The following is a 23113-nucleotide window of genomic DNA, read 5'->3' as shown; positions in this document are numbered from 1 at the left end:
CAGTATGGTCACGTGGCGCCCGGCCGGGCAATGGTCGAGACCGGTCGCCGGTCAGCTCGGGTTCTCGGCGTGGGTGAGGGTCTCCCAGGCGACGAACAGGTTGTTGGAGCCGGCCGGCCGCTGCTGCTCGGTCAGCTTCTGGGTGTTGGTCATGGCGGTGCCGAGGCGGGTGTGCAGGGCGTTGTAGCCGACCTCGGTGACCGGGCCGAGCCCGCGCTTGATGCTGCCGCCGCACAGCGAGCTCGGCGGTGCCTCACCGAGCTCGTACTTGGCCTGGAAGCCGAGGGCCTGCCGCAGCCGCTCGCCGACGTCCGTGCCGTACAGGTCCTGGCCCTGGATGCGGCTGGTCTCGGCGATGTGCGAGATGGCGGAGATGCCGTACCCGGTGTGCGTGAAGTCGCGGCAGGTCTCCTGCGTCAACCCTGTCGTGAAGGTTGACTGGCCTTGCCAATAGTTGACGATCTTCTCCTTGGTGTCCAGGTTCTGGCTGGGCACCGTCTTGGGCAGGGCGCCGTCCGAGGACAGGTAGACGTAGGCGGCCGTACGCGTCCGGAACTTCGCCATCGCCTTGTCGTACGAAGCCTTGTCCTCCAGGAAGACGGAGATGCCGACGGCCGCCTCCATCATCGACAGCTCCCAGTTCCCGTTGGAGTTGGAGCCGTTGATGACCTTCGGGAGGTACACGTCGCGCAGCATGGTCCTGAAGCGGGACTCGTTCGCCCAGCCGCCGGTGTAGGTGGACGTGATGATCTCGGCGGCCCGGGGCCACGAGGAGCCGGCCCAGCCGGTCTGCAGGGGCGCGTTGCTGTTGGTGTGCTCCTTGATGGTGCCCGACCAGGCGTCCATGAGGGCGATCGACTTCTTCGCGTACCGCTCGTCGCGGGTGAAGTACCAGGCGAGCGCGTCGGTGTAGGCGGCTATCGCGTCCTCGCGCTCGTCCGTGCAGCCGTAGTTCGGGTTCGAGTACGAGCCGCACTCGACGGTGGCGCGGGGCTTGGGCGTGCGGTTCAGATCGGCGTACTTGCTCGCCATCATCTGGTCGAAGGCGCTCTTCCAGGGCTGCGCTCCGGCGTCGACCTTGGCGCGGGCGAAGTCCAACTGCCCTTTGGAGACGGTCACTCCGGGGTGGGCGAACGTGGCGGGAGCGGCGACGGCGCGGTCCGCGCCGGGCCAGGTGACGACGCCGGCGACGAGGGCCGTGACGGTGGTGGCGAGGGTGGCAAGCAGGGCGGTACGGGATCTCCTGTGACGAGCCTGCATGGTGGGGGCCATCCGTTCTCGTATGTGAACTTGGGGCGCCGACATGAACAACGGCGTTGGCCGGTGACCCTAGGTACGGACCAGCCTTCCGTCAAGTACTGAAGAAAGAACGGCAGTTGGGGCCAGGCACGACAAAGCCGGGGGCCGCGCACCCTGTGGGATGCGCGGCCCCCGGCCATCCGCGAAAGAACGGTGTCAGCGGACCTCGGTGATCTCCGGACCACGGGCCAGCTGCCCCATGCCGCCGGAGAAGCGCGAGCCCTCCGCGGAGTCCTGGGCGGCGCCCTCCGCGACCATCTGCGCGTCGTCCGGGAGCTTGAGGACGATCGGGTCGCGCGGGGCCATAGGACCCTCGCCGCGGACCACGACCGTGTCCCGGAAGATCTGCTCGAGCAGACCGGCCGCCTGCGGCTGCACCGCGCCCTGGCCCGAGATCACCCCGCGCAGGAACCAGCGGGGGCCGTCCACGCCGATGAAGCGCACGACCTGGAAGCCGCCCGTGCCGTCCGGCAGCTGCACCGGCACCTGGGCCCGCAGCTCCCAGCCGAGCGGACCCTCGACCTCGTCGATCACACCACCCTGCTGGGTGATGCCCGTGGCGATCTCCTCGCGGACCTCGCCCCAGATGCCCTCCTTCTTGGGGGCGGCGAAGGCCTGCAGCTGGACCGCGCTGTCCTGGAGGACGACGGTCGCCGCGACGATCGCGTCGCCCGCGACCTCCACCCGCAGCTCCATGCCCTCCACACCGGGGACGAAGATTCCGCCCAGGTCGACCCGGCCCTCGGCCGGCTCGCGGACCTCGGAGGAGTCCCAGGGGCCGTCGGGACGCGGCTCGGGCTCGAGCCGGACGCGCTCCGGCTCCCCCGCGGCGTCCGCGTCGGCACTGTCGACACCGTCGACGACCTGCTCGGCCTCGCCCGCCGCATCCTCGGCGGCGCCGTTCTTCTTGCGACGTCCGAACACGTCACTGTCCTTCCCGGTCGGATACGACCGAAGCGTATCGATTCCCACCCTTTTGACCGTCCGCGCCCACGGAGGCGTGACCTCCGGTGGACCCGAAGCCCCCCTCGGCCCGAGCCGAGTCGGGAAGCTGAGCCACCTCGTGGAAGCGCACCTTCTCGACCTGCTGGACGACCAGTTGGGCAATCCGGTCGAAGCGCTCGAACCGCACGCTCTCGCGCGGGTCGAGATTCACCACGATCACCTTGATCTCTCCACGGTACCCGGCATCCACCGTCCCTGGGGCATTCACCAGGGCGACACCGCAGCGCGCTGCGAGACCGGATCGCGGGTGCACGAAGGCCGCGTACCCCTCGGGCAGGGCGATGGACACCCCTGTGGGCAGCACGACCCGCTCGCCGGGGGCGAGTTCGCACGCCTCGGTGGTCCGCAGATCGGCGCCCGCGTCACCCGGGTGCTCGTACGCGGGCAGCGGTACGTCGGGGTCGACGCGCCGGATGAGCACGTCGAGCCGGTTCTCGGCGGCAAGCTGGGTCACGGGTTCACCTCGAAGGCACGGGCACGCCGGATCTGGTCCGGGTCGCTCATGGCCGCCTGGATCTCCTGCGGGCGGCCGTTGTCGATGAAGTGGTCGACCTTGACCTCGATGAAGAGGGCGTCGGCCCGGACGGCGACGGGCCCGTCGGGGCCGCCGATCCGGCCGGTGGCGGTCGAGTAGATCTTGCGCCCGGCGACGGCGGTGACCTCGGCGGACAGATGCAGCACGGTGTCCACGGGGACGGGCCGCACGAAGTCCGTCTCGAGCCGTCCGGTCACGGCGATGGCCTGGATCAGCCAGTTCAGGGAGCCGAGCGTCTCGTCGAGCGCGGTGGCGAGGATGCCGCCGTGCGCGAGCCCCGGCGCGCCCTGGTGGGCGGGGCGCACGGTGAACTCGGCCGTGACGCTGACGCCCTCACCGGCCCGCGCCTCCAGGTGCAGCCCGTGCGGCTGCTCGCCGCCGCAGCCGAAACAGTGTCCGTAGTGCGCGCCGAGGAGCTCGCCGGGGGCGGGAGCGTCGGGGTGCCGCACCGGCGCTATGGCGTCGGACGGGGGCGTCAGAGCTGCTGAAGTACCACTCACAGGCGCAGACCTTACCCGCGCGTCCTGTGCCCTCGCGCATCGTGCCAAGCTTGGCTGCATGGAGCTCTCGACGACGCCGTACGAAGAACGCCTCACCGCACCCCGTTCGTGGTGGCTCGTCACCTTCTTGGTGGGGGTCGCCTGCGGCCTCACCCTGCTGCCCTTCGGCACGCTCCCGCTGCTCGGCGGATTCGTCGGCGGTCTGCTGGTCGGGGCCGTGATCACCAGCCAGTACGGCTCGATCCGGATCCGCGTCGTGGCCGACTCCCTGGTCGCGGGCGACGCGAGGATCCCGCTCTCGGCCCTGGGCGCCGTGGAGGTCCTGGACGCCGAGGAGGCGCGCGCCTGGCGCACGTACAAGGCGGACCCGCGCGCCTTCATGCTGCTGCGCAGCTACGTGCCCACGGCGGTCCGCGCGGAGATCACGGACCCGACGGATCCGACGCCGTACGTGTACCTGTCGACGCGCGAACCTGAAACTTTGGCAAAGGCTCTGGGGGCCTGACTCAGCCCTCGATCTCCAGGGCGTCCTTCGGCGGTACCAGCGGCGGCAGTTCCGGCAGCGCGTCCCACGGCACCTGGAGGCGCCGCAGATCCTTGCGCACCCGCTCGGCCAGCTTCTTCGTGTCCCGGCGGTTCATGGCCGCCCCGACCGCGGCGCCGACCAGGAACGGCATCAGGGTCGGAAGATTGCGCACGGTCCGCTTCATGATCTGCTGCCGCAGCTCGCGCTTCATCTGGCCACCGAGCGCGATGTTGATCGTCGACGGCTTCGACACGTCGATCCCGCGCTCCTCGGACCACGAGGTGAGGTAGATGGCGGTGCGGTCCTTCAGGTTCCCCGGAGGCCGTACTCCGTAGACCTCGTGCAGCTCGGCGACCAGCTTCAGCTCGATCGCCGCCACACCGGTGACCTCCGCGGCCAGCTCGGTCGGCATCGCGGGCGGTACCGGCAGCATCGCGGCCGCGCCGACTCCGGCGCCGACGGTCGACGAGGCGGCCGCCGCACCGGCGACCAGCTTGTCCGCGAGCTGTTCGGGCCCGAGGCCGGGGAACTGTCTGCGCAGGGTCGCGAGGTCCCGTACGGGCACCCGCGGTGCGTTCTCGATGATCCGGTCGGCGAGGTAGCCGATGCCGGCTCTTGCGGCGCTGCCGCTCTTGATCATCCCCGTTCTCGCGACGCTGCCGCTCTTGCGGACACCGTCCTTGACGGCGTCCACGCGGCGCCTGGTCGGCTGCGCCTCGGTGTCCGCCGCGTCGGCCGCGTCGGCGTCGTGCAGATCCACGACGCCGGCCGCCGTCGGGCCACCCGTCTCGTCGCGCTTGTGTGCCGCTTCGAGCGAGGCGTCTTCACTGGCGGAAGAGCCTCGCTCGTCGTCGTCACGCACGGCCTCTGACGGGCCTTGTACCGCATCCTGGCGCTTGCTCCAGGTACGGCGCTTCCAGGGCGGGGTCGAGCCAGTCATGCCCGACCCCACCTCAGTCGCAGTCGCGGCAGATCGGCTGGCCGTTCTTCTCCCGCGCGAGCTGGCTGCGGTGGTGCACCAGGAAGCAGCTCATGCAGGTGAACTCGTCCTGCTGCTTGGGCAGGACGCGGACGGCCAGTTCCTCGTTCGAGAGGTCTGCGCCCGGAAGCTCCAGGCCCTCGGCCGCCTCGAACTCGTCCACGTCGACGTTCGACGCGGACTTGTCGTTCCGCCGTGACTTCAGTTCCTCAATGCTGTCTTCGTTGAGGTCGTCATCGGTCTTGCGTGGGGTGTCGTAATCCGTTGCCATGTCGCTCTCCCCCTCTGGGTGTCTGCGGTGTCTCAGCGCACGTAACGCATGAGAGGCCGGACTTGTGCCCGACCTGAGGCGGAGATTTTGCCTCACATCAAGGTCTGTTACTCAATCGACACCCAACCGGACCCCTCTTGAGTGATCGGCTTGGGTGGCGAACGGGACCGTACACGGTCCGATTGACGCACTGCACGGGCGCCACCCCGTGTACTTCCCGTGATCAAGCTGCCCGAAAACACGGATTTTCCCGGCTTTCAGACGGCTTTTGCGATCACGGAGAGTAGATGGCCGGAAATTCGCTCCTGTGATCGATCACACACGGTCTTCACGGGCGCAGGTCCCGAAAATTCCGCTAAAAGCGAACTTCCCCAGCGCGTCGGCGGAAGCATGTCAGATCCGTACGCGCCGTGCACCTTGAACCGACCTAGATCGGCAGGGTGACGCGCATCACGAGCCCACCCCCCTCACGGGGCTCGGCGACGATCCGGCCGCCGTGGGCGCGCGCCACCGACCGGGCGATCGACAGGCCGAGGCCCACGCCCTTGTCGCTGCCGGTGCGCTCGGTCCGCAGCCGCCGGAACGGCTCAAAAATGTTGTCGATCTCGTACGCGGGGACCACCGGGCCGGTGTTGGCGACCACCAGGACGGCCTGGCCGTGCTGCGCCTCGGTGTCGACCTGGACCCAGCCGTCCTCCGGCACGTTGTACCGGATGGCGTTCTGCACGAGGTTCAGCGCGATGCGCTCCAGGAGGACGCCGTTGCCCTGGACGACCGCCTCCTTGCGCTCGCCGCGGATCTCCACACCCTTGTCGTCGGCCTCGGACCTGGCCTGGTCGATCGCCTGGGAGGCGACCTCCGCCAGGTCCACGGGCTTGCGCTCGACGATCTGGTTGTCGCTGCGGGCGAGCAGCAGCAGTCCCTCCACCAGCTGCTCGCTGCGCTCGTTCGTGGCGAGCAGCGTCTTGCCGAGCTGCTGCAGCTCCACGGGCGCACCCGGGTCGGAAAGGTGGACCTCCAGGAGCGTGCGGTTGATGGCGAGCGGGGTGCGCAGCTCGTGCGACGCGTTGCCCACGAAGCGCTGCTGCGCCGTGAACGCCCGCTCCAGGCGGTCGAGCATCTCGTCGAAGGTGTCGGAGAGCTCCTTGAGCTCGTCGTCCGGGCCGTCCAGCTCGATGCGGCGCGACAGGTCCGTGCCGGCCACGCGGCGCGCGGTGCGCGTGATGCGGCCGAGCGGGGACAGGACGCGGCCCGCCATCGCGTACCCGAAGGCGAAGGCGATGATCGCGAGGCCGAGCAGCGCCATGAGGGAGCGGCTCAGCAGGACGTCCAGGGCGTGCTGGCGCTGCTGGTTGACGCAGTCGCTCAGCGCGCTGTTCAGCTCGCTGGCCGGGATCCTCGAACCGTCCGGGATGTTGCAGACGTTGCTGGAGACGGTGCCTTCGACGATCTTGAAGGGCAGCTCGCTGCCGACGTTGAGGGCCTGCGCGGCGAGCAGATAGATGATCGACAGCAGCAGGATGCCCGCGATGAGGAACATGCCGCCGTAGAGCAGCGTGAGCCGTATGCGGATGGTGGGGCGGAGCCAGGGAAAGGGCGGCTCGACCTTCGTCCCCGGCTTCCAGGTCGGCTTCGGTGGCGCCGTGGGCGGCGCTGGTGCGGCGGCCATCGTGGGATCAGATCCGGTAACCGGAGCCGGGCACCGTGACGATGACCGCGGGCTCACCGAGCTTGCGGCGCAGGGTCATGACGGTGACGCGCACGACGTTCGTGAACGGGTCCGTGTTCTCGTCCCAGGCCTTCTCCAGGAGCTGCTCGGCCGAGACGACGGCGCCCTCGCTGCGCAGCAGCACCTCCAGGACGGCGAACTCCTTGGGCGCGAGCTGGATCTCCTTGCCGTCGCGGAACACCTCCCGCCGGTTCGGGTCGAGCTTGATGCCGGCGCGCTCCAGGACGGGCGGCAGGGGCACGCTCGTACGGCGTCCGAGAGCTCGGACGCGGGCGGTCAGCTCGCTGAACGCGAAGGGCTTGGGGAGGTAGTCGTCGGCGCCCAGCTCCAGGCCCTCCACACGGTCACTGACGTCGCCGGAGGCGGTCAGCATGAGGATGCGGGTGGGCATGCCCAGCTCGACGATCTTGCGGGCGACGTCGTCGCCGTGCACGAGCGGGAGGTCGCGGTCGAGCACGACCACGTCGTAGTCGTTGACGCCGATGCGCTCGAGGGCGGCCGCACCGTCGTACACGACGTCGACGGCCATGGCCTCCCGGCGCAGTCCGGTGGCCACCGCATCGGCGAGCAGTTGCTCGTCCTCGACGACGAGTACGCGCACGTCGCTTGTCCTTCCTCTGGTCACCCGCGGGCGGATTCGGGCGCGCGCGGGTGGTCCGTTCTCGGGGTGTGAGCCTCCATCCTGCCCCTTTCGGCCATAAACCGGCTGTAAGACGGCGAGGCATCGGGGGAATGCCGGATTTTCTCCGGGGGTTGAGGTTTCCGCGGGAGGGAGCGGGGGGAGGACGGCCTTACACCCGCGATCACGCTTTGTATGTGGCATGCCACGAACCGCTTACCGCACGGCGGCCCGAGTCGTGATCGCCCCTTCCACCGGGCACACCCCCGTGCCACGACTCACGACCCAGGACGAGGGGGCGCAACCATGGACGCATTCACCGCAGGACTGCTGCAGCGCATCAAGGCGGCCGAGTCCGACCTGACGCGGGCGCGCGAGACCGGCGACGACTTCCTTGCCGAGGTCGAGCAGGGCGAGTTGGACGATCTCCACCGTCTCGCCGCCGAGCACGGCGTGGAAGTTCACGCCTCGAGCGTCTGACCGACACACCGAAGGGCCCCGGCGCCTGGTCCGATCCAGACGGACGCCGGGGCCTTTTCGTGTCCGGGCTCAGGGCCCTCAGTCGTGCCAGGCGCCGAGCTCTTCCAGCCAGTTCTGGAGCGGCTCGAAGAGTCCGGGCGGGGCGGCGATCGTCAGGTCCGGCGACACGGGCTCGCCGGGGCGGCCCCCGGTGAGGGCGCCGGCTTCGCGCGCGATGAGGTCGCCGGCCGCGAAGTCCCAAGGGTTCAGGCCGCGTTCGTAGTACGCGTCCAGGCGGCCGAGGGCCACGTCGCACAGGTCGATCGCCGCCGAGCCGCCGCGCCGGATGTCGCGCACCCGGGGCACCAACTCCCTTACGACGTCGGCCTGGTGGGCCCGGCGCGCCTCCAGGTAGCCGAAGCCGGTGCCGACCAGGGCCTGCGCGAAGGGAGGTGCCACGCGCGCGTGCACGGGCCGGTCGTTCACGAAGGCGCCCTCCCCCAGGACGGCGCGGTAGGTCTCACCGCGCATCGGGGCCGCGACGACGCCGACGACGGTCTCGCCGTCCTTGCGGGCCGCGATGGAGACGGACCAATCGGGGCGTCCGTAAAGGTAGTTGACCGTTCCGTCGATGGGGTCGATCACCCACTGGACGCCGCTGGTGCCCTCGGCGGAGGCGCCCTCCTCGCCCAGGACGCCGTCGTCGGGCCGGCGCTCCGCCAGGAAGTCCGTGATCAGCTTCTCGGACGCGATGTCCATCTCGGTGACGACGTCGACAGCGCTGGTCTTGGTGGCGGCCACGCCGAGGTCGGCGGGGCGGCCGTCGCGCAGGAACACTCCGGCCCGGGCGGCCGCCTCCAGGGCGACGTCGAGGAGTTCTGTCTTCAGGTCGGTCACGTCGGCGTCCTTACGCGTACGGGCTGTCGGCGCCCGCGGCGGCGGGCTTGGGGGCGCGGGCCGGGCAGCAGCCGACCGGGCACAGGTCGTGGCTCGCGCCGAGGGCGCCGAGGGCGCACGGCGCGATGTCCCTGCCGCTCTCGGTCGCGGCCCGCTCCAGGACCAACTCCCGTACGGCGGCGGCGAAGCGCGGGTCGGCGCCCACGGTGGCGGAGCGGCGCACCGGGAGGCCCAGCTCCTCGGCCTTGGCGGTGGCCTCGGTGTCGAGGTCGTACAGGACCTCCATGTGGTCCGAGACGAACCCGATGGGCGCCATGACGACGGCCGGTGCCCCGGCGCCGTGCCGCTCCTCCAGGTGGTCGCAGATGTCGGGCTCCAGCCACGGGATGTGCGGGGCGCCGGAGCGCGACTGGTAGACGAGCTGCCAGGGGTGCTCGACGCCGGTCTCCTCGCGCACGGCGTCCGCGATCAGCTGCGCGACCTCCAGGTGCTGCCGCACGTACGCGCCGCCGTCGCCGTGGCCCTCCACGGGCCCGGAGGAGTCGGCCGCGGCGGTCGGGATGGAGTGCGTGCTGAAGGCGATGTGGGCGCCGTCCCGCACGTCCTCGGGGAGGTCGGCGAGGGAGGTGAGGACGCCGTCGACCATGGGGCGTACGAAACCGGGGTGGTTGAAGTAGTGCCGCAGCTTGTCGATCCTCGGCAGTTCCAGGCCCTCGGCCTCCAGGGCGGCCAGCGACTCCGCGAGGTTCTCGCGGTACTGGCGGCAGCCCGAGTACGAGGCGTACGCGCTGGTGGCGAGGACGAGGATGCGGCGGTGGCCGTCGGTGACCATCTCGCGCAGCGTGTCGGTCAGGCACGGCGCCCAGTTCCTGTTGCCCCAGTAGACCGGCAGGTCCAGGCCGTGGTCGGCGAAGTCCTTGCGCAGGGCGTCGAGCAGGGCGCGGTTCTGGTCGTTGATGGGGCTGATCCCGCCGAAGAGGAAGTAGTGCTGGCCCACTTCCTTGAGCCGCTCCTTGGGGATGCCGCGGCCACGCGTCACGTTCTCCAGGAACGGGACGACGTCGTCGGGGCCCTCCGGGCCGCCGAACGAGAGCAGCAGCAGGGCGTCGTAGGGGCGGGCATCGGGGCTGGCAGCGTGCGCGTCTGGCATGTCTTCGATCCTGCCACCCGGCACTGACAGGCGGAAAACCGCCATGCCACCCGAACCATGACACGCGTAAGCTGTATCAGCTGTAGTCACGCCTTACCTATTGCGCCCGGGCGCCCACCGAGCCGCCCTCGGCACGCCTGTCCGCCTCACCGGAGTCGAGTTGCCCAGCCCCTACCGCGCCATATTCGCCCTGCCCGGCACCAAGAGCTTCTCGGTGGCCGGGTTCCTGGGCCGGATGCCCCTGTCGATGATGGGCATCGGCATCGTCACGATGGTCTCGCAGCTGACCGGGCGCTACGGGCTCGCGGGCGCCCTGTCGGCGACGGTGGCGCTGTCCGCCGCGGTGATCGGGCCGCAGATCTCCCGCCTCGTCGACCGGTACGGCCAGCGGCGTGTCCTGCGCCCGGCCACGCTGGTCTCGCTCGTCGCGGTCAGCGGGATGCTGCTGTGCGCGAAGTACGAGGCGGCGGACTGGACGCTGTTCCTGTGCGCCGCGTTCATCGGCTGCGTCCCGAGTGTCGGCTCGATGATCCGGGCGCGGTGGGCGGTGCTCTACCGGGACACTCCGCGGCAGCTGCACACGGCGTACTCCTTCGAGTCCGTGATCGACGAGGTGTGCTTCATCTTCGGACCGATCATCTCGATCGGCCTGTCCACGGCGTGGTTCCCGGAGGCGGGCCCGCTGCTCGCGGGCTGCTTCCTCGCGGCCGGCGTCTTCTGGCTGACCTCGCAGCGGGCCACGGAGCCCGCCCCGCACCCCCGTGAGCAGCACGGCGGCGGATCGGCGCTCCGCGCGCGCGGGCTGCAGGTTCTGGTGGCCACCTTCGTGGCGACGGGCGCGATCTTCGGTGCGGTCGACGTGGTGACCGTGGCCTTCGCCGAGGAGCAGGGGCACAAGTCACTGGCGAGTGTGGTGCTGGCCGTGTACGCGGGCGGGTCCTGTGTCGCGGGGGCCGTCTTCGGGCTGCTGCACGTGAAGGGGGCGCCCGCGCGCAGGTGGCTGGTGGGTGTCCTCGCGATGGCCGTGAGTATGATCCCCCTCCAACTGGTCGGGAACCTGCCGTTTCTGGCCGTGGCGCTCTTCGTTGCGGGCCTGTCCATCGCACCGACGATGATCACGACGATGGCTCTCGTCGAGCAGCACGTACCACGCGCGAAACTGACCGAGGGCATGACCTGGGTGAGCACCGGACTCGCGGTCGGTGTCGCGCTCGGCTCCTCCGTGGCCGGCTGGGTGATCGACGCCGCCGGTGCGAAGGCCGGGTACGGGGTACCGGGAGTCGCCGGTGCCGTCGCGGTCCTGGTCGCGTTCCTCGGCTACCGCCGGCTGAAGCAGCCGGTCACGCAGCGGGGAGGAACCACCGATGAGCACGGCGCAGACGGCCAGCGGCACGAAGAGCGGCGCAGCGTGGCGTAACTGGGCGGGGAACGTCACCGCACGTCCCGTACGGGAGGTGACGCCCGCCTCCGTGGAGGAACTGTCCGCCGCCGTACGCAAGGCGGCGGAGGACGGCCTGAAGGTGAAGGCCGTCGGCACCGGTCACTCCTTCACCGCGGCCGCGGCCACCGACGGCGTGTTGATACGCCCTCAACTGTTGACCGGTATCCGCAATATCGACCGGGCGAACGGGACGGTCACGGTCGAGGCCGGTACTCCGCTCAAGCGGCTCAACATGGTCCTGGCCCGCGAGGGCCTGTCGCTCACGAACATGGGCGACATCATGGAGCAGACCGTGTCCGGCGCCACCAGCACCGGCACCCACGGCACGGGCCGCGACTCCGCCTCCATCGCCGCCCAGATCAAGGGGCTCGAACTGGTGACGGCGAGCGGCGAGCTGCTCTCCTGCTCCGAGAAGGAGAACCCGGAGGTCTTCGCCGCGGCCCGCATCGGCCTGGGCGCGCTCGGCATCGTCACGGCCATCACCTTCGCCGTGGAGCCGCTCTTCCTGCTCAGCGCGCGGGAGGAGCCGATGACCTTCGACAAGGTGCTGGGCGACTTCGACGAGCTGTACGCGGAGAACGAGCACTTCGAGTTCTACTGGTTCCCGCACACCGGCAACTGCAACACCAAGCGCAACAACCGCAGCGCAGGCCCCAAGGCCCCGGTCTCCCGGATCAGCGGCTTCGTCGAGGACGAAGTGCTCTCCAACGGCCTGTTCCAGGTGGTCAATTCGATCGGCCGCGCGGTGCCCGCCACGATCCCGTCGATCGCCAAGATCTCCAGCAGGGCACTGTCCGCCCGGACGTACACCGACATTCCCTACAAGGTCTTCACATCTCCGCGCCGGGTGCGCTTCGTGGAGATGGAGTACGCCGTTCCGCGCGCGGCCCTCGTGGAGACGCTGCGCGAGCTGAAATCGATGGTGGACCGCTCGAACCTGCGCGTCAGCTTCCCGGTGGAGGTCCGCACCGCCCCGGCGGACGACATCGCGCTGTCCACGGCCTCCGGCCGCGACAGCGCCTACGTCGCCGTCCACATGTACAAGGGCACCCCGTACCAGCGGTACTTCACGGCCGCCGAGCAGATCTTCACCGCCCATGAGGGCCGCCCCCACTGGGGCAAGGTGCACACGCGCGACGCCGCGTACTTCTCGCAGGTCTACCCGCGCTTCGGCGAGTTCACGGAGCTGCGCGACCGCCTGGACCCGGACCGCCTCTTCGGCAACGCCTATCTGCGGCGGGTCCTCGGCGACTGACCACGCACTACTCGGCCGGGCTCCGCTGACCGGAGCCCGTCTCCGACCCCGGGTCCGAGCCCGAGCCCGTGCTCTGCGACGGGGTCGGCGTGGGCGTCGGGGTCGGCGTGGCCTTGCCCTCGCCCGAGTCCGAACCGGAGTCCGTGTCGCTGTCCGACCCGGAGTCCGAGCCGGTGCCGGACCCGGTGCCCGAGTCGCCGTTGCCGGTGGGCGTCGGGGCGGGCGTCGCGCTCCCGCCGGTGGACGGGTCGTCGCCGTCCTGCCGGGTGCCGCTGTCGGAACCGGTGCTGCTGTCGCCGGAGGGCTGCTGCGAGGTGCTGGGCTCGGGGTCGCTGCCGCCGGAGGACCGGTGGCCGCTGAAGGCGTCCCGGAACGTGGTGCTGCCGCTGTCCCCGCTGAAGCTGTGGCCGGCCACGATCTCGTACGTCGTGATGCCGCCCATGGTCACGCCGAAGACGACGGCGGCGGCGATCAGCGGCCGTTTCCAGCTCTTGACACGGGACCTGTGCACGGTCCCGGGGGTGAACTCGTCGTCGATCCCGTCAGCCTCTGCCGTCCCACCGGACCCGCCGTCCGGCCCGCCGGCCGGGAGCGACTGGTGCGGCAGATCCGTCGCGGGGCGCAGCACGCGCGTGGCCTCGTCGATCGCGCCGGGCTCGATGAGCTGGGTCTTCTCCGGGTCGACGGTGCCGAGCAGCCGGGTCTTCTCGGACTCGTCCGGCAGCAGGTCGGCGACCGCGCCGGTGTCGAGCAGCTGGGTCATCTCGTCGCCGGCCGGGGCCTGGGGCAGCGCCGTCGTCGCCTCGGCGTCCGCCGCCGGCGGCGTCCCCCAGGTCGTGGTCGTGGGCAGCGCGCCCGTGGCGGGCCGCGCGGCGGGCGGGCGGGCGCCGGTGACCATGGCCTTCGTGGCGTCCATGGAGATGTCCGAGCGGAACGTGCGCGGTACGGGACGCCCCTCCGCCGTGACCGGCACCTGCCGTCCCTTCGGCTTCGTCTGCACGGCGACGTCACGTATCTGTTCGCCGGTGCGCCTGAAGAAGTGCTGGAAGACGGTGCCGCCGCAGGTGGCGAGGGCGCTGACCACACCGGCGCCCAGGATCGTCCCGTAGACGCCGAAACTGGAGGCGAGCTTCGCGGCCACCACGGCGGCGACGGCACTGCCCGCCACCTGGGGCACGCTCAGATCCAGCCGCTTCCTCCCCTTGGCCTCGTCCTGCCCGTCCTTGGAGCCATCCGGCCTCTCGCCCATCTCCGGTCCTTGCCTGCCTTTCTCGACATTCCAGCCTGTTTCACAGTGAAGTTCCCGAGGCTACGTGAACCTCCTGTGTCACACGAGAAAGGGACGTACGACCGAAGTCCCTAGTTCCGCTTCTGTGGATTTCGTGAAGCACGCCACGTGCATCCATCGCGAATCGGGCACGCATCGAGGGTGCCCCGTACCCAACTCCCGTCCACCGTGAGAAGTTCGGCGGCGAGCCGATCCACGCGAGTGGCCCGAATGGAGTACTGTTGCGAGCCCTGGGTCCGGTCTCCCGCCAGGGTGTCCGAGGCCTTCCAGGACCGCCGAGAGGGGGCTCGTTGCACAGGGTGACGACTTCGGTCACTTAGCGTTGCGAACAGGTAACCGTGCCATAACGGCGCTCTCGGGTCGATGCCCGACACGCCGGGCAACTCGGCAAGGTTGTGGCAGGCTGCACCCGGGCAGGCCACACTCGACTAGCGGAAGCAGCGACGCACGTGACGTCGGCAGGCACCACCCGGGAGGTCCCCATGCCCGAACTGCGTGTCGTGGCCGTCTCTAACGACGGCACACGGCTGGTGCTGAAGGCTGCGGACAGCACGGAGTACACGCTTCCGATCGATGAGCGCCTCCGGGCCGCCGTGCGCGGCGACCGTCCGCGCCTCGGCCAGATCGAGATCGAGGTGGAGAGCCACCTCCGCCCGCGCGACATTCAGGCGCGCATACGGGCAGGCGCCTCCGCCGAGGAGGTCGCCCAGCTCGCGGGCATTCCGGTCGATCGTGTACGCCGCTTCGAGGGTCCCGTACTCGCGGAGCGGGCCTTCATGGCCGAGCGGGCCAGGAAGACCCCCGTGCGCCGTCCCGGCGAGAACACCGGTCCCCAGCTCGGCGAGGCGGTGGGAGAGCGACTCCTGCTGCGCGGCGCCGACAAGGAAACCGTCCAGTGGGACTCCTGGCGCCGCGACGACGGCACCTGGGAGGTCCTCCTCGTCTACCGGGTCGCGGGCGAACCGCACTCGGCGAGCTGGACGTACGACCCGCCCCGCAGGCTCGTCCAGGCCGTGGACGACGAGGCGCGCTCGCTGATCGGCGAGTCCGACGACATCGGCGCGCCCGAGCCCACGTTCCCCTTCGTGCCGCGCATCGCGCGCCTGCCCAGGGACCGCCCCCTGGACCGCGCCCTGGACCGGCAGTTGGAGCGCCCGACGCCGCCGGAGGTCACGTCCGCGCCGGGCGAGGAGAACCTGCCGGCGATCGCCTCCTCCTCGGAGCGTGACTCGCTGACCAGCCTCCTGGAGGCCGTGCCCAGCTACCGCGGCGACATCGTGGTGCCCGACCGTCCGACGACGGCTCCCGAGCCGCCGCAGGAGGAGCCGGAGTCGCCCGCCGCCGCCGAGGTGGAGGAGCCGGCGGCGCCCGCCGCGTCGGCCGGGGCCGGAGCCGCGTACGCGGACGTGCTGATGCCGCGCAGCGTCGCGGGCCACCGGGACCGCCTCACCGGCACCACCGACCGCCAGGCCGAGGCCGACGGTGTGCGCCCCGGGCGCCGGGCCGCGGTGCCCAGCTGGGACGAGATCGTCTTCGGGACGCGCCGCAAGAAGCAGGACTAGTCACCGCCCGTACGTAGTGGGGCCCGCGCCGACTGATCGGCGCGGGCCCCACCGCGTACGCGGGAACGGTTACTGCGGATCCGGGCCCGTCGCCACCGGACGGGACTCGTCCGCGGACCACTGCGACCACGAGCCGACGTACAGCTGGGCGTCGATGCCCGCCACCGCGAGCGCCAGGACCTCGTGGGCGCCGGAGACGCCCGAGCCGCAGTAGACGCCGACCTGGCCCGGATCGCCGGTCGCGCCAAGGGACTTGAAGCGGGCGGCGAGTTCGGCGGCCGGGCGGAAGCGGCCGTCCGCCGTGACGTTCTCCGTCGTCGGCGCCGACACGGCGCCCGGGATGTGGCCGCCGACGCGGTCGATGGGCTCCACGTCGCCCCGGTAGCGCTCGGCGGCGCGGGCGTCCAGCAGGAGGCCGGAGCGGGCGAGCGCGGCGGCGGCGTCCGCGTCGAGGAGACCGGTGGCACCCGGTGCAGGGGTGAACGTGCCGGGCTCCGGCGCGGGGATCGCGGTCTCCAGGGGGCCGTCCCAGGCGGCGAGGCCGCCGTCGAGGACCCGCACGGACGGGTGACCCGTCCAGCGCAGCAGCCACCAGGCGCGAGCCGCGGCCCAGCCCTGCCCGCCGTCGTACACGACGACGTCCCGGTCGCCCGAGACGCCCGCCGCGCGGAGCGTGGCGCCGAGGTCCGCCAGGTCGGGCAGCGGGTGCCGGCCGCCATCCGGACCGGCGTGACCTGCAAGTTCCGCGTCGAGGTCGATGAAGACCGCGCCGGGCAGGTGCCCCGCCTCGTACGCGGCCCGGCCGTCGAACGCGGGCTCCCCCGCGGCCTTCGCGACGCTGAGCTGCCAGCGGATGTCGAGCAGCACGGGCGGGTTCTCCCCCGCCAACTCGCTCGCAAGTTCGGATGCGGTGATGATGGCATTCATGAGGGCCATCCTTGCTCATGGTCTGGCCCGAGCGCCCACGTTCGGATAGCGTGCTCGACCGACTACCGAGCGTCAACCGGTCGGACACGGCCGGGTCATGGCGCGGCAACGTCTGCGAAACACCGTTTCGGACATCCTCTGCGAGGAGTCCGGCGGATTCGGCGCGGTCAGGGAGCGCCGCGCGGCACGGAGTGCCACCATCAGCACGGGCGTGATGCGACACGTGGGTTCCCGATTACGGGCCCGAGGGTTCCGTTCCGAGGAGAGAGTGACGATGACCGAGGCAGCAGCCCGGCGCGCACCGGGCACACCTTGCTGGGTGAGCCTGATGGTGCACGACATGGCCGCGACCCAGGAGTTCTACGGGGCGCTGTTCGGCTGGGAGTTCAGGCCGGGGCCGCAGCAGCTCGGCCCGTACGCGCGGGCGCTCCTGGACGGGAGGGAGGTGGCCGGCATCGGCCGGATGCCGGCCGACCGTCATCTGCCGGTCGCCTGGACCCCCTACCTGGCCTCGGACGACGTGGACGCGACGGCCGAGACGGTGCGGCACTGCGGCGGCACGGTGGGCGTCGGCCCGCTGGACGCCGGCGAGGCGGGCCGGATGGCGATCTGCTCCGATCCGTCGGGCGCGGTGTTCGGCATCTGGCAGGCGGCGGCGCATCTGGGCATGGCGGTGACCGCCGTACCGGGTGCGGTGTCGTGGAACGAGCTGGTGACGCGGGAGACCGCGAGCGTCGCGAAGTTCTACCAGGCGGTCTTCGGGTACGCCGAGGAGGCCGTCGTCTCGGCCGACTTCGACTGCCTGACGCTGCAGCTGGAGGGGCGTCCGGTGGCCTCCATGCAGGGCGTCGGACACGCGCTGCCGCGCGACCGGGGCCCGCACTGGATGACGTACTTCGAGGTCGGGGACGTCGACGAGGCGGTGGAGCGGGTGGCCGACCTGGGCGGGCACACCGTCAAGCCCCCGCGGGACGGCTCGCACGGGCGGGTGGCCACGGTGGCGGATCCCGAAGGGGCCCGCTTCGCGCTGGTGTCGTCGGAACGCTGACGGGCCCGGAACGCGGCAACCACCGTGCGGGGCGGCCGAGTGCACCCGGTCGCCCCGCACGGTGGTCCGGTACTCAGGACGTGGCGAGCACCGCGTCGCGGATGAGCTGGGCGACTTCCTTCGGGCGGGAGACCGCGACCGCGTGCGAGGCGCCCTCGATCTCGACGACGGTCGCTCCGGCCCGCTTGGCTCCGTAGCGCTCCACCTCGGGGTTGATCGCCTGGTCGGCCGCGGCCACGAGCGCCCACGACGGCGTGGTGCGCCAGGCCGCTGCGGTCGCCTTCTCCTCGAACGCCCCGGCGGCGAGCGGCCGTTGGGCCACCGCCAGCACCTGCGTCACCTCGGCGGGGACATCGGCCGCGAAGACCGTCGGGAAGGCGTCCCGCGCGATGGTGACCTCGACGGCCGTACCGCCGCCCGCGACGGGGTACGTTCCCTGCTCCAGGTTGCTGACCAGCGGTGTTCCGGGGAATCGGCCCTGGAGCTCACCGAGGCTCTCGCCCTCCTCCAGGACGTACGCCGCCACGTAGACGAGGCCGACGACGTTCTCGGCGGTCCCGGCGACTGTGATCAGCGCGCCTCCGTAGGAGTGGCCGACCAGGACGACGGGACCGTCGATCCGGGCGACCACCGAAGCGATGTACGCGGCGTCGTCGGCCAGGCCGCGCAGCGGGTTGGGCGGGGCGATCACGGGGATGCCGTGGCTCTGCAGTGCGGCGATGACACCGGACCAGCTCGTCGCGTCGGCGAACGCGCCGTGGACCAGGACCACGGTCGGGGTCGGGTTCGTCATGTCTCTCCTTGTGGCGTGCGGGCGGGCGTCAGGCGGTGTGCAGGGCGGAGCGCAGGGTGCTGACGGCCAGCGCGATGGCGGCCTCGGCGGCGTACGTCTCGCGCAGGGCGTTGAGCATGACGAAGTCGTGGATGATGCCCTGGAAGCGGACGGCGGTGACGGGGACACCGGCCGCGCGCAGCTTGTTCGCGTACGCCTCGCCCTCGTCGCGCAGGACGTCGGCCTCGCCGGTGATGACGAGGGCGGGCGGCAGGTCCGCGAGCTGCTCGGTGGTCGCCCGCAGCGGCGAGGCGGTGATCTGCGCGCGCTCGCTCTCGTCGGTCGTGTACTGGTCCCAGAACCACTGCATGCCGTCGCGGCGCAGGAAGTAGCCGGTGGCGAACTGGTGGTACGAGCCCGTGTCGAAGGCCGCGTCCGTGACCGGGTAGAACAGCACCTGGTGCAGCAGCGGGATGCCGCCGCGCTCCTTGGCCATGAGGGTCAGGGCCGCGGTCATGTTGCCGCCGACGGAGTCACCGGCGACGGCGAGGCGCGTGCCGTCGAGGCCCTTGGTGGCGCCCTGTTCCACGACCCACTGGGCGACCGCGAAGTTCTGCTCGATCGCGACCGGGTAGCGGGCCTCCGGCGACAGGTCGTACTCGGGGAAGACGACGGCCGCCTGTGCGCCGACGGCGAGTTCGCGGACCAGCCGGTCGTGGGTGTGGGCGTTGCCGAAGACCCAGCCCGCACCGTGGATGTAGAGGACGACGGGCAGGGTTGCGGTGCTGCCGGCGGGCTTGACGATGCGGGCCCGGACGCTGCCGGTGGGGCCGCCGGAGACGGTGATCCACTCCTCGTCGACGGCGGGCATCTCGACCTGGCCGGACTGCACCTCGTCGACGGCCTTGCGGCCCTCCGCCGGAAGCAGGTCGAACAGGTAGGGAGGCTCGGCCGTGGCCTCGGCGAAGGCTGCTGCGGCGGGTTCCAGTACCGGCTGGACGGGCTCGATGGCGTCGGGCATGGCGATCTCCTGGCGTGTCGTCGGTCCACCGGTGCGTCGGGGACCGTTCCCCGTCACGCTAGGAGCCTGTCCAGGGCGGCAGTTGACCAGGAGCGCACCGGTACTTTTCCGACAGCGCAGGATCCCGGGTGTTCGACCGGATTGGGCGGCGGCGGGCCGTTGGGGCCGGGATGCACCGGTGTGCCCGGCGCCTCATAGAATCCGGATGATCATTCGGGGGCCGGGGATCCAGGGCAGGGGACGGGATTGAGCGAGGCGCGGGAGACGTTCGGGGCGCTGCTGCGGGAGTTGCGGCTGGCCACGTCGCTGACCATCGAGGGGCTGGCCGAGGCGTCCGGTACGAGCGTCCGCGGCATCGGCGACCTGGAGCGGGGGCGTCGGGCGGCGCCGCAGCGGCGCACGGTGGCCGCGCTCGCGGACGGCCTCGGTCTGGACGGGGCCGACCGGGAGCGGCTGCTCGCGGCGGCCCGGGCCGGCCGCTCCCCCGGTTACAGCCCGGCGGGGGTGCGCGCCTTCCCGCGCGGCATCGACGACTTCGTCGGCCGGGAGCCGGAGCTCGGCCGCCTGGCCGAACTCGCCGCCGAGGCCGCGGGCCGGGCCGCCGTACTGGACGCGTCACAGCGGGACTCCGTGCTGGGGCCGCCCGTCGTGGTGGCGGTGTCCGGGGCCCCGGGGACCGGCAAGACGACCCTCGCGCTGCACGCCTCCCGCCGGCTCGCCGACCGTTTCCCGCACGGCCAGCTCATGATCGATCTGCGCGGGACGGACGGTACGCCGCCGTCCCCGTCCGAACTGATGGTCGCGGTCCTCAAGGCTCTCGGGGTGCCGGACCGGGACCTGGCCAAGGCCGGACCCCAGGCTCATCCGGAGCTCTACCGGCAGGTGCTGGCCGAACGGCGGTGCCTGCTGGTGCTGGACAACGCCCGCGACGAGGCACAGGTGCGTCCGCTGCTGCCCGGCTCGGGCGCGAGTCTGGTCGTGGTGACGAGCCGCCGCATGCTGACCGGCCTGGCCGCCGTGCACCGGCTGCCGCTCGGGGAGCTCAGCCCGGGTGAGGCCGCGGAGTTCCTCACCCTGCTGATCGGCAAGGAGCGGGCCGCCGCCGAGCCCGACGCCCTCGCGGACGTGGCCCTGCGGTGCGGCCATCTGTCGCTGGCCCTGCGGGTGGCGGGCAACTGGCTGGCCACGCGGACGGGGTGGACGGTGCGCCGGCTCGCCGACCGGCTGGCGCACGCGGAGCGCCGGCTGGACGCGCTGGCCGCAGGGGACGTCCGCGTGTCGGGCGCCTTCGACCTCTCCTACCGGCAGCTGACGCCGACCGCGGCCCGGATGTTCCGGCGCCTCTCTCTGGTTCCGGGCCCCGACGCGAGCGCGCCGTGCGCGGCGCGGCTCACCGGGCAGGACCTGTTCGACGCCGAGGACACGCTGGAGGAGCTGGTCGAGGCGGGGCTGCTCGGCGCGGCCGGGGACCGCTACCGGCTGCACGACCTGCTGCGGCTGTACGCGGACCAGCGTCTGACGGCGGAGGAGCCGCCCGGCGACGCGGACCTCGCCCGGCGGACGATGCGGCGCTGGCTGCTGGAGACGGCGGTGGTGGCGGGCCGCTGGTACGAGCCCGATCACGGAGCGCCGCCCGCTTCCTGGCGGGGCCTGGTGGACCTGTCGTCCGCCGACCGTGCGCGCCGCTGGCTGCAGGACGAGGGGCTCAACTGGCTGGAGGCGCTGCGGGCCGCCGCGCGCGACGGAGAGCACGCCCGAGTGGTGGAGGTGGCGGAGGCCCTGCACTGGTTCTCCGACCAGTGGATCTTCTGGGGGCACTGGCCGGAGGTCTTCGGGACCGCGGCGCGCTCCGCGGCGGCCCTCGACGATCCCCTCCTGACAGCGACGCACCTCAACTACCACGCCTGGGCCGTGCTGTTGTGCGAGGGCCGGCCGCGCGACAGTCTGCCGCTCTCCGCGCGGGCACTGGCCGCCGCGCGGCGGGCCGGCGACCGGGAGCAGGAGGCCTGGGCCCATCAGTACGCGAGCTGGGCGCACCGGCTGCTGGGCGAACTGCGGCGGTCGTACGAGCATCTGGACCGGTCGGTGGCCCTGTTCCGGGAGGCGGGCGACCTGCACGGCACGCTCCAGGCCATGCACGCCCAGGCGATGCTCCTGGAGTCCGAGGGTGACGACCAGAAGGTCCTCGCCGCGTACCGGGCGACGCTCGCGCTGCTCGACGAGGTCGCCGATCAGGTGGAGCCGCACATCGCCCGGACGAACCGGCAGGGGCTGCTGTCCGGGATCGGGCTGTGCTACGGCCGGCTCGGCCGCTGGGAGGAGGCGGTGGCCCGGCTGCGGGACTCCGTCGCCCTGTGCCGGACGCTGGGCAACGCCGCGTTGGAGAGCCGCCAGCTCACCCACCTGTGCGACGCGCTGGTGGCCGCCGGGCGGGACGAGGAGGCGCGCGAGGCGCTCCTGCGCTGCCTCGCGCTCGGGCCGGACGCGGATCCGCAACGCGTCGCGCGGGCCCGGGAGCGACTGGCCTCGTGGGACGACGGCCGGGGGGCCGCCCGCGCCGAACCACTGTCCTCACCGTAGCCGTCGCGGGGACTGGCGTCTGTTCTCCGCGTGCACCGCACTGTTCCCCGGGCGCACAGCCGGCCGGCTCGTCCGGAACCCCACTCTTTCTGCCTGCTTTGTGCCTGGAGCCCGCTCGGGGTCGGTGCTTGGCTGGTCACGGCGGGGAATCCGGGCCCCACCGTCGTCGCCCGGCTCCGGTGTCGTGCTCTGTCGTCCCCGTGCGGGCGCGGGCGGCACCCGGTCCGGGACACACCGTGTGTCCACGGCCTCCGCCGGTACCGCACAGGTGGAGAGGAGAACCGGGTTGAGCCTGGTCGTGACGACTGATTCGCTTCCCGGCCCGGAGCGGCTCGGTCACTGGCGCGACGCCGTCGGCCGGGCCCTCGTCCCGATGCACGTGGTGCCGCACGGTGACGGCCCTCTGGTGGGGCGGATCGTCTCCGACCGCCTGGGGCAGTTGCGGCTCTCCAGCGTCGAGGCGGGCGCGCAGCGCGTCAGCCGTACGCGGGAGCACATCGCCCGCTCGCCGGAGGCGTTCGTGGCGGCCCATGTCCAGGTGGCGGGCACGGCGACGTTTCTGCAGGACGGCCGGAGCACCGTCGTGGACGCGGGTGAACTCCTCGTCTACGACACGAGCCGGCCGTACACCCTGGACTTCCCCGAGCCGTTCGCGGGCCGTGTCGCCCATCTGCCCCGCCACGCGCTGAACCTGCCGGACGCGGACCTCGGCCGGATCAGCGGCACCGCCATCAGTACGGCGGAGGGCATCGGGGCGGTCTTCATGCCGTTCCTGGCCTCGCTGATCGCGTCGGCCCACTCCTACGCGCCGCCGATCGCCGAGCGCCTCGCGGCGGGCGTCGTGGACCTGTTCGCCACGCTGGTGACGGAGCGCGTCACGAGGGACTCGGCGGACAGCGCGCGCGGCGACCTGCTGCGGCGGATCCGCGACCACATCGACCGCAACCTCCAGGATCCCGCGCTGTCACCGGAGACGGTCGCGGCCGCACAGCACATCTCCGTGCGGTACCTGCACCGGCTCTTCGAGGGCGAGGGCATCACGGTCGGCCGGCTCATCCAGCGGCGCCGGCTGGAGGAGTGCGCCCGCGACCTCACCCGCGGCGGCGGCCCCGGCCCCAGCGTCTCGGCCGTGGCCCATCGCTGGGGCTTCGTCAACTCCGCCCATTTCAGCCGCTCGTTCCGCGGCGCCTACGGGCATTCGCCGCGGGAGTGGCGGGCGTTGCGGATGGCCGCGTCGTGATCCTCGGCGG

General features: G+C 71.8%; 22 protein-coding genes. 8 read left to right on the top strand and 14 right to left on the bottom strand.

All coding sequences use genetic code 11. The annotated features are described in order from the left end of the window. Window positions 1–51 precede the first annotated feature (51 nt). The 4 genes from ACVHNB_RS09745 to ACVHNB_RS09730 all read right to left on the bottom strand — a co-directional run bounded on the left by ACVHNB_RS09745 (window position 52) and on the right by ACVHNB_RS09730 (window position 3339). On the bottom strand, window positions 52–1272 hold the full coding sequence (locus tag ACVHNB_RS09745) for an alginate lyase family protein (RefSeq protein WP_456227830.1): 1221 nt from the start codon (window positions 1270–1272) through the stop codon (window positions 52–54). A 183-nt stretch (window positions 1273–1455) separates the two neighbouring features. Further along, window positions 1456–2223 (bottom strand): DUF3710 domain-containing protein, encoded by a 768-nt coding sequence (locus ACVHNB_RS09740; RefSeq protein WP_428951793.1) that lies wholly within the window; start codon window positions 2221–2223, stop codon window positions 1456–1458. A gap of 1 nt (window position 2224) precedes the next feature. Continuing rightward, window positions 2225–2758, bottom strand: coding sequence for a dUTP diphosphatase (gene dut / locus ACVHNB_RS09735; RefSeq protein ID WP_428951794.1), 534 nt, complete (start codon window positions 2756–2758; stop codon window positions 2225–2227). Further along, window positions 2755–3339, bottom strand: a complete 585-nt coding sequence (locus ACVHNB_RS09730; protein ID WP_428951795.1) for a PaaI family thioesterase — start codon at window positions 3337–3339, stop codon at window positions 2755–2757. The genes dut and ACVHNB_RS09730 overlap by 4 nt, the downstream gene beginning before the upstream one ends. A 58-nt stretch (window positions 3340–3397) precedes the next feature. Between ACVHNB_RS09730 and ACVHNB_RS09725 the strand changes: the two genes are divergently transcribed. Continuing rightward, complete coding sequence (locus ACVHNB_RS09725; RefSeq protein WP_428951796.1) at window positions 3398–3844, top strand: DUF3093 domain-containing protein; 447 nt, start codon at window positions 3398–3400, stop codon at window positions 3842–3844. Window position 3845: 1 nt separating this feature from the next. Here the strand turns inward: ACVHNB_RS09725 and ACVHNB_RS09720 are convergent, their stop codons facing one another. From ACVHNB_RS09720 to ACVHNB_RS09705, 4 genes are all read right to left on the bottom strand, one after another. Next, window positions 3846–4805, bottom strand: coding sequence for a hypothetical protein (locus ACVHNB_RS09720; protein ID WP_456227829.1), 960 nt, complete (start codon window positions 4803–4805; stop codon window positions 3846–3848). A gap of 13 nt (window positions 4806–4818) precedes the next feature. Further along, on the bottom strand, window positions 4819–5115 hold the full coding sequence (locus tag ACVHNB_RS09715; protein WP_018535993.1) for a DUF4193 domain-containing protein: 297 nt from the start codon (window positions 5113–5115) through the stop codon (window positions 4819–4821). A 427-nt stretch (window positions 5116–5542) separates the two neighbouring features. Beyond that, a complete protein-coding gene (locus ACVHNB_RS09710; RefSeq protein WP_456227828.1) occupies window positions 5543–6784 on the bottom strand; it encodes a sensor histidine kinase in 1242 nt (413 codons plus the stop codon). Between the two features lie 7 nt (window positions 6785–6791). Further along, window positions 6792–7445 (bottom strand): response regulator transcription factor, encoded by a 654-nt coding sequence (locus ACVHNB_RS09705; RefSeq protein ID WP_018535991.1) that lies wholly within the window; start codon window positions 7443–7445, stop codon window positions 6792–6794. A 324-nt stretch (window positions 7446–7769) separates the two neighbouring features. Here ACVHNB_RS09705 and ACVHNB_RS09700 point away from each other — a divergent pair, with 324 nt between their 5' ends. Beyond that, the gene (locus ACVHNB_RS09700) at window positions 7770–7943 is read left to right on the top strand and encodes a hypothetical protein (RefSeq protein ID WP_428951799.1); all 174 of its coding nucleotides are present in this window, start codon (window positions 7770–7772) and stop codon (window positions 7941–7943) included. 78 nt (window positions 7944–8021) lie between these two features. On the opposite strand, the gene ACVHNB_RS09695 is transcribed toward ACVHNB_RS09700, so the two are convergent. Both ACVHNB_RS09695 and ACVHNB_RS09690 read right to left on the bottom strand, forming a co-directional pair. After that, on the bottom strand, window positions 8022–8819 hold the full coding sequence (locus ACVHNB_RS09695) for an inositol monophosphatase family protein (protein WP_428951800.1): 798 nt from the start codon (window positions 8817–8819) through the stop codon (window positions 8022–8024). 10 nt (window positions 8820–8829) lie between these two features. Next, window positions 8830–9969 carry a ferrochelatase gene (locus ACVHNB_RS09690; protein WP_456227827.1) on the bottom strand — a complete coding sequence of 380 codons (1140 nt, stop codon included), beginning with the start codon at window positions 9967–9969 and terminating at the stop codon, window positions 8830–8832. Window positions 9970–10129: 160 nt separating this feature from the next. Between ACVHNB_RS09690 and ACVHNB_RS09685 the strand changes: the two genes are divergently transcribed. Further along, entirely contained in the window at window positions 10130–11386 is a 1257-nt protein-coding gene (locus ACVHNB_RS09685) for an MFS transporter (protein ID WP_456227826.1), read from the top strand. Further along, entirely contained in the window at window positions 11334–12665 is a 1332-nt protein-coding gene (locus tag ACVHNB_RS09680; protein ID WP_428951803.1) for a D-arabinono-1,4-lactone oxidase, read from the top strand. The genes ACVHNB_RS09685 and ACVHNB_RS09680 overlap by 53 nt, the downstream gene beginning before the upstream one ends. Window positions 12666–12672: 7 nt before the next feature. Here ACVHNB_RS09680 and ACVHNB_RS09675 read toward each other — a convergent pair whose 3' ends face one another. Beyond that, window positions 12673–13914 (bottom strand): hypothetical protein, encoded by a 1242-nt coding sequence (locus ACVHNB_RS09675; RefSeq protein WP_456227825.1) that lies wholly within the window; start codon window positions 13912–13914, stop codon window positions 12673–12675. Between the two features lie 521 nt (window positions 13915–14435). On the opposite strand from ACVHNB_RS09675, the gene sepH reads away from it, so the two are divergent. After that, window positions 14436–15515 carry a septation protein SepH gene (sepH, locus tag ACVHNB_RS09670; protein ID WP_456227824.1) on the top strand — a complete coding sequence of 360 codons (1080 nt, stop codon included), beginning with the start codon at window positions 14436–14438 and terminating at the stop codon, window positions 15513–15515. A gap of 69 nt (window positions 15516–15584) precedes the next feature. Here the strand turns inward: sepH and ACVHNB_RS09665 are convergent, their stop codons facing one another. Beyond that, window positions 15585–16442 (bottom strand): sulfurtransferase, encoded by an 858-nt coding sequence (locus tag ACVHNB_RS09665; protein ID WP_456227823.1) that lies wholly within the window; start codon window positions 16440–16442, stop codon window positions 15585–15587. Between the two features lie 274 nt (window positions 16443–16716). Between ACVHNB_RS09665 and ACVHNB_RS09660 the strand changes: the two genes are divergently transcribed. Then, on the top strand, window positions 16717–17490 hold the full coding sequence (locus tag ACVHNB_RS09660; protein ID WP_456227822.1) for a VOC family protein: 774 nt from the start codon (window positions 16717–16719) through the stop codon (window positions 17488–17490). 73 nt (window positions 17491–17563) lie between these two features. On the opposite strand, the gene ACVHNB_RS09655 is transcribed toward ACVHNB_RS09660, so the two are convergent. Further along, on the bottom strand, window positions 17564–18283 hold the full coding sequence (locus ACVHNB_RS09655; RefSeq protein ID WP_456227821.1) for an alpha/beta fold hydrolase: 720 nt from the start codon (window positions 18281–18283) through the stop codon (window positions 17564–17566). Between the two features lie 28 nt (window positions 18284–18311). Beyond that, complete coding sequence (locus ACVHNB_RS09650) at window positions 18312–19283, bottom strand: alpha/beta hydrolase (protein ID WP_428951809.1); 972 nt, start codon at window positions 19281–19283, stop codon at window positions 18312–18314. A gap of 246 nt (window positions 19284–19529) precedes the next feature. Here ACVHNB_RS09650 and ACVHNB_RS09645 point away from each other — a divergent pair, with 246 nt between their 5' ends. Next, window positions 19530–21863, top strand: coding sequence for an ATP-binding protein (locus ACVHNB_RS09645; protein WP_428951810.1), 2334 nt, complete (start codon window positions 19530–19532; stop codon window positions 21861–21863). A gap of 286 nt (window positions 21864–22149) precedes the next feature. Continuing rightward, the gene (locus ACVHNB_RS09640) at window positions 22150–23103 is read left to right on the top strand and encodes an AraC-like ligand-binding domain-containing protein (RefSeq protein WP_456227820.1); all 954 of its coding nucleotides are present in this window, start codon (window positions 22150–22152) and stop codon (window positions 23101–23103) included. Window positions 23104–23113 lie beyond the last annotated feature (10 nt).

The sequence above is a fragment of the Streptomyces sp. YJ-C3 genome (assembly GCF_053891275.1).
Note: the sequence above shows the minus strand (reverse complement) of the source record. Positions and strands in the feature narration are given on the sequence as shown.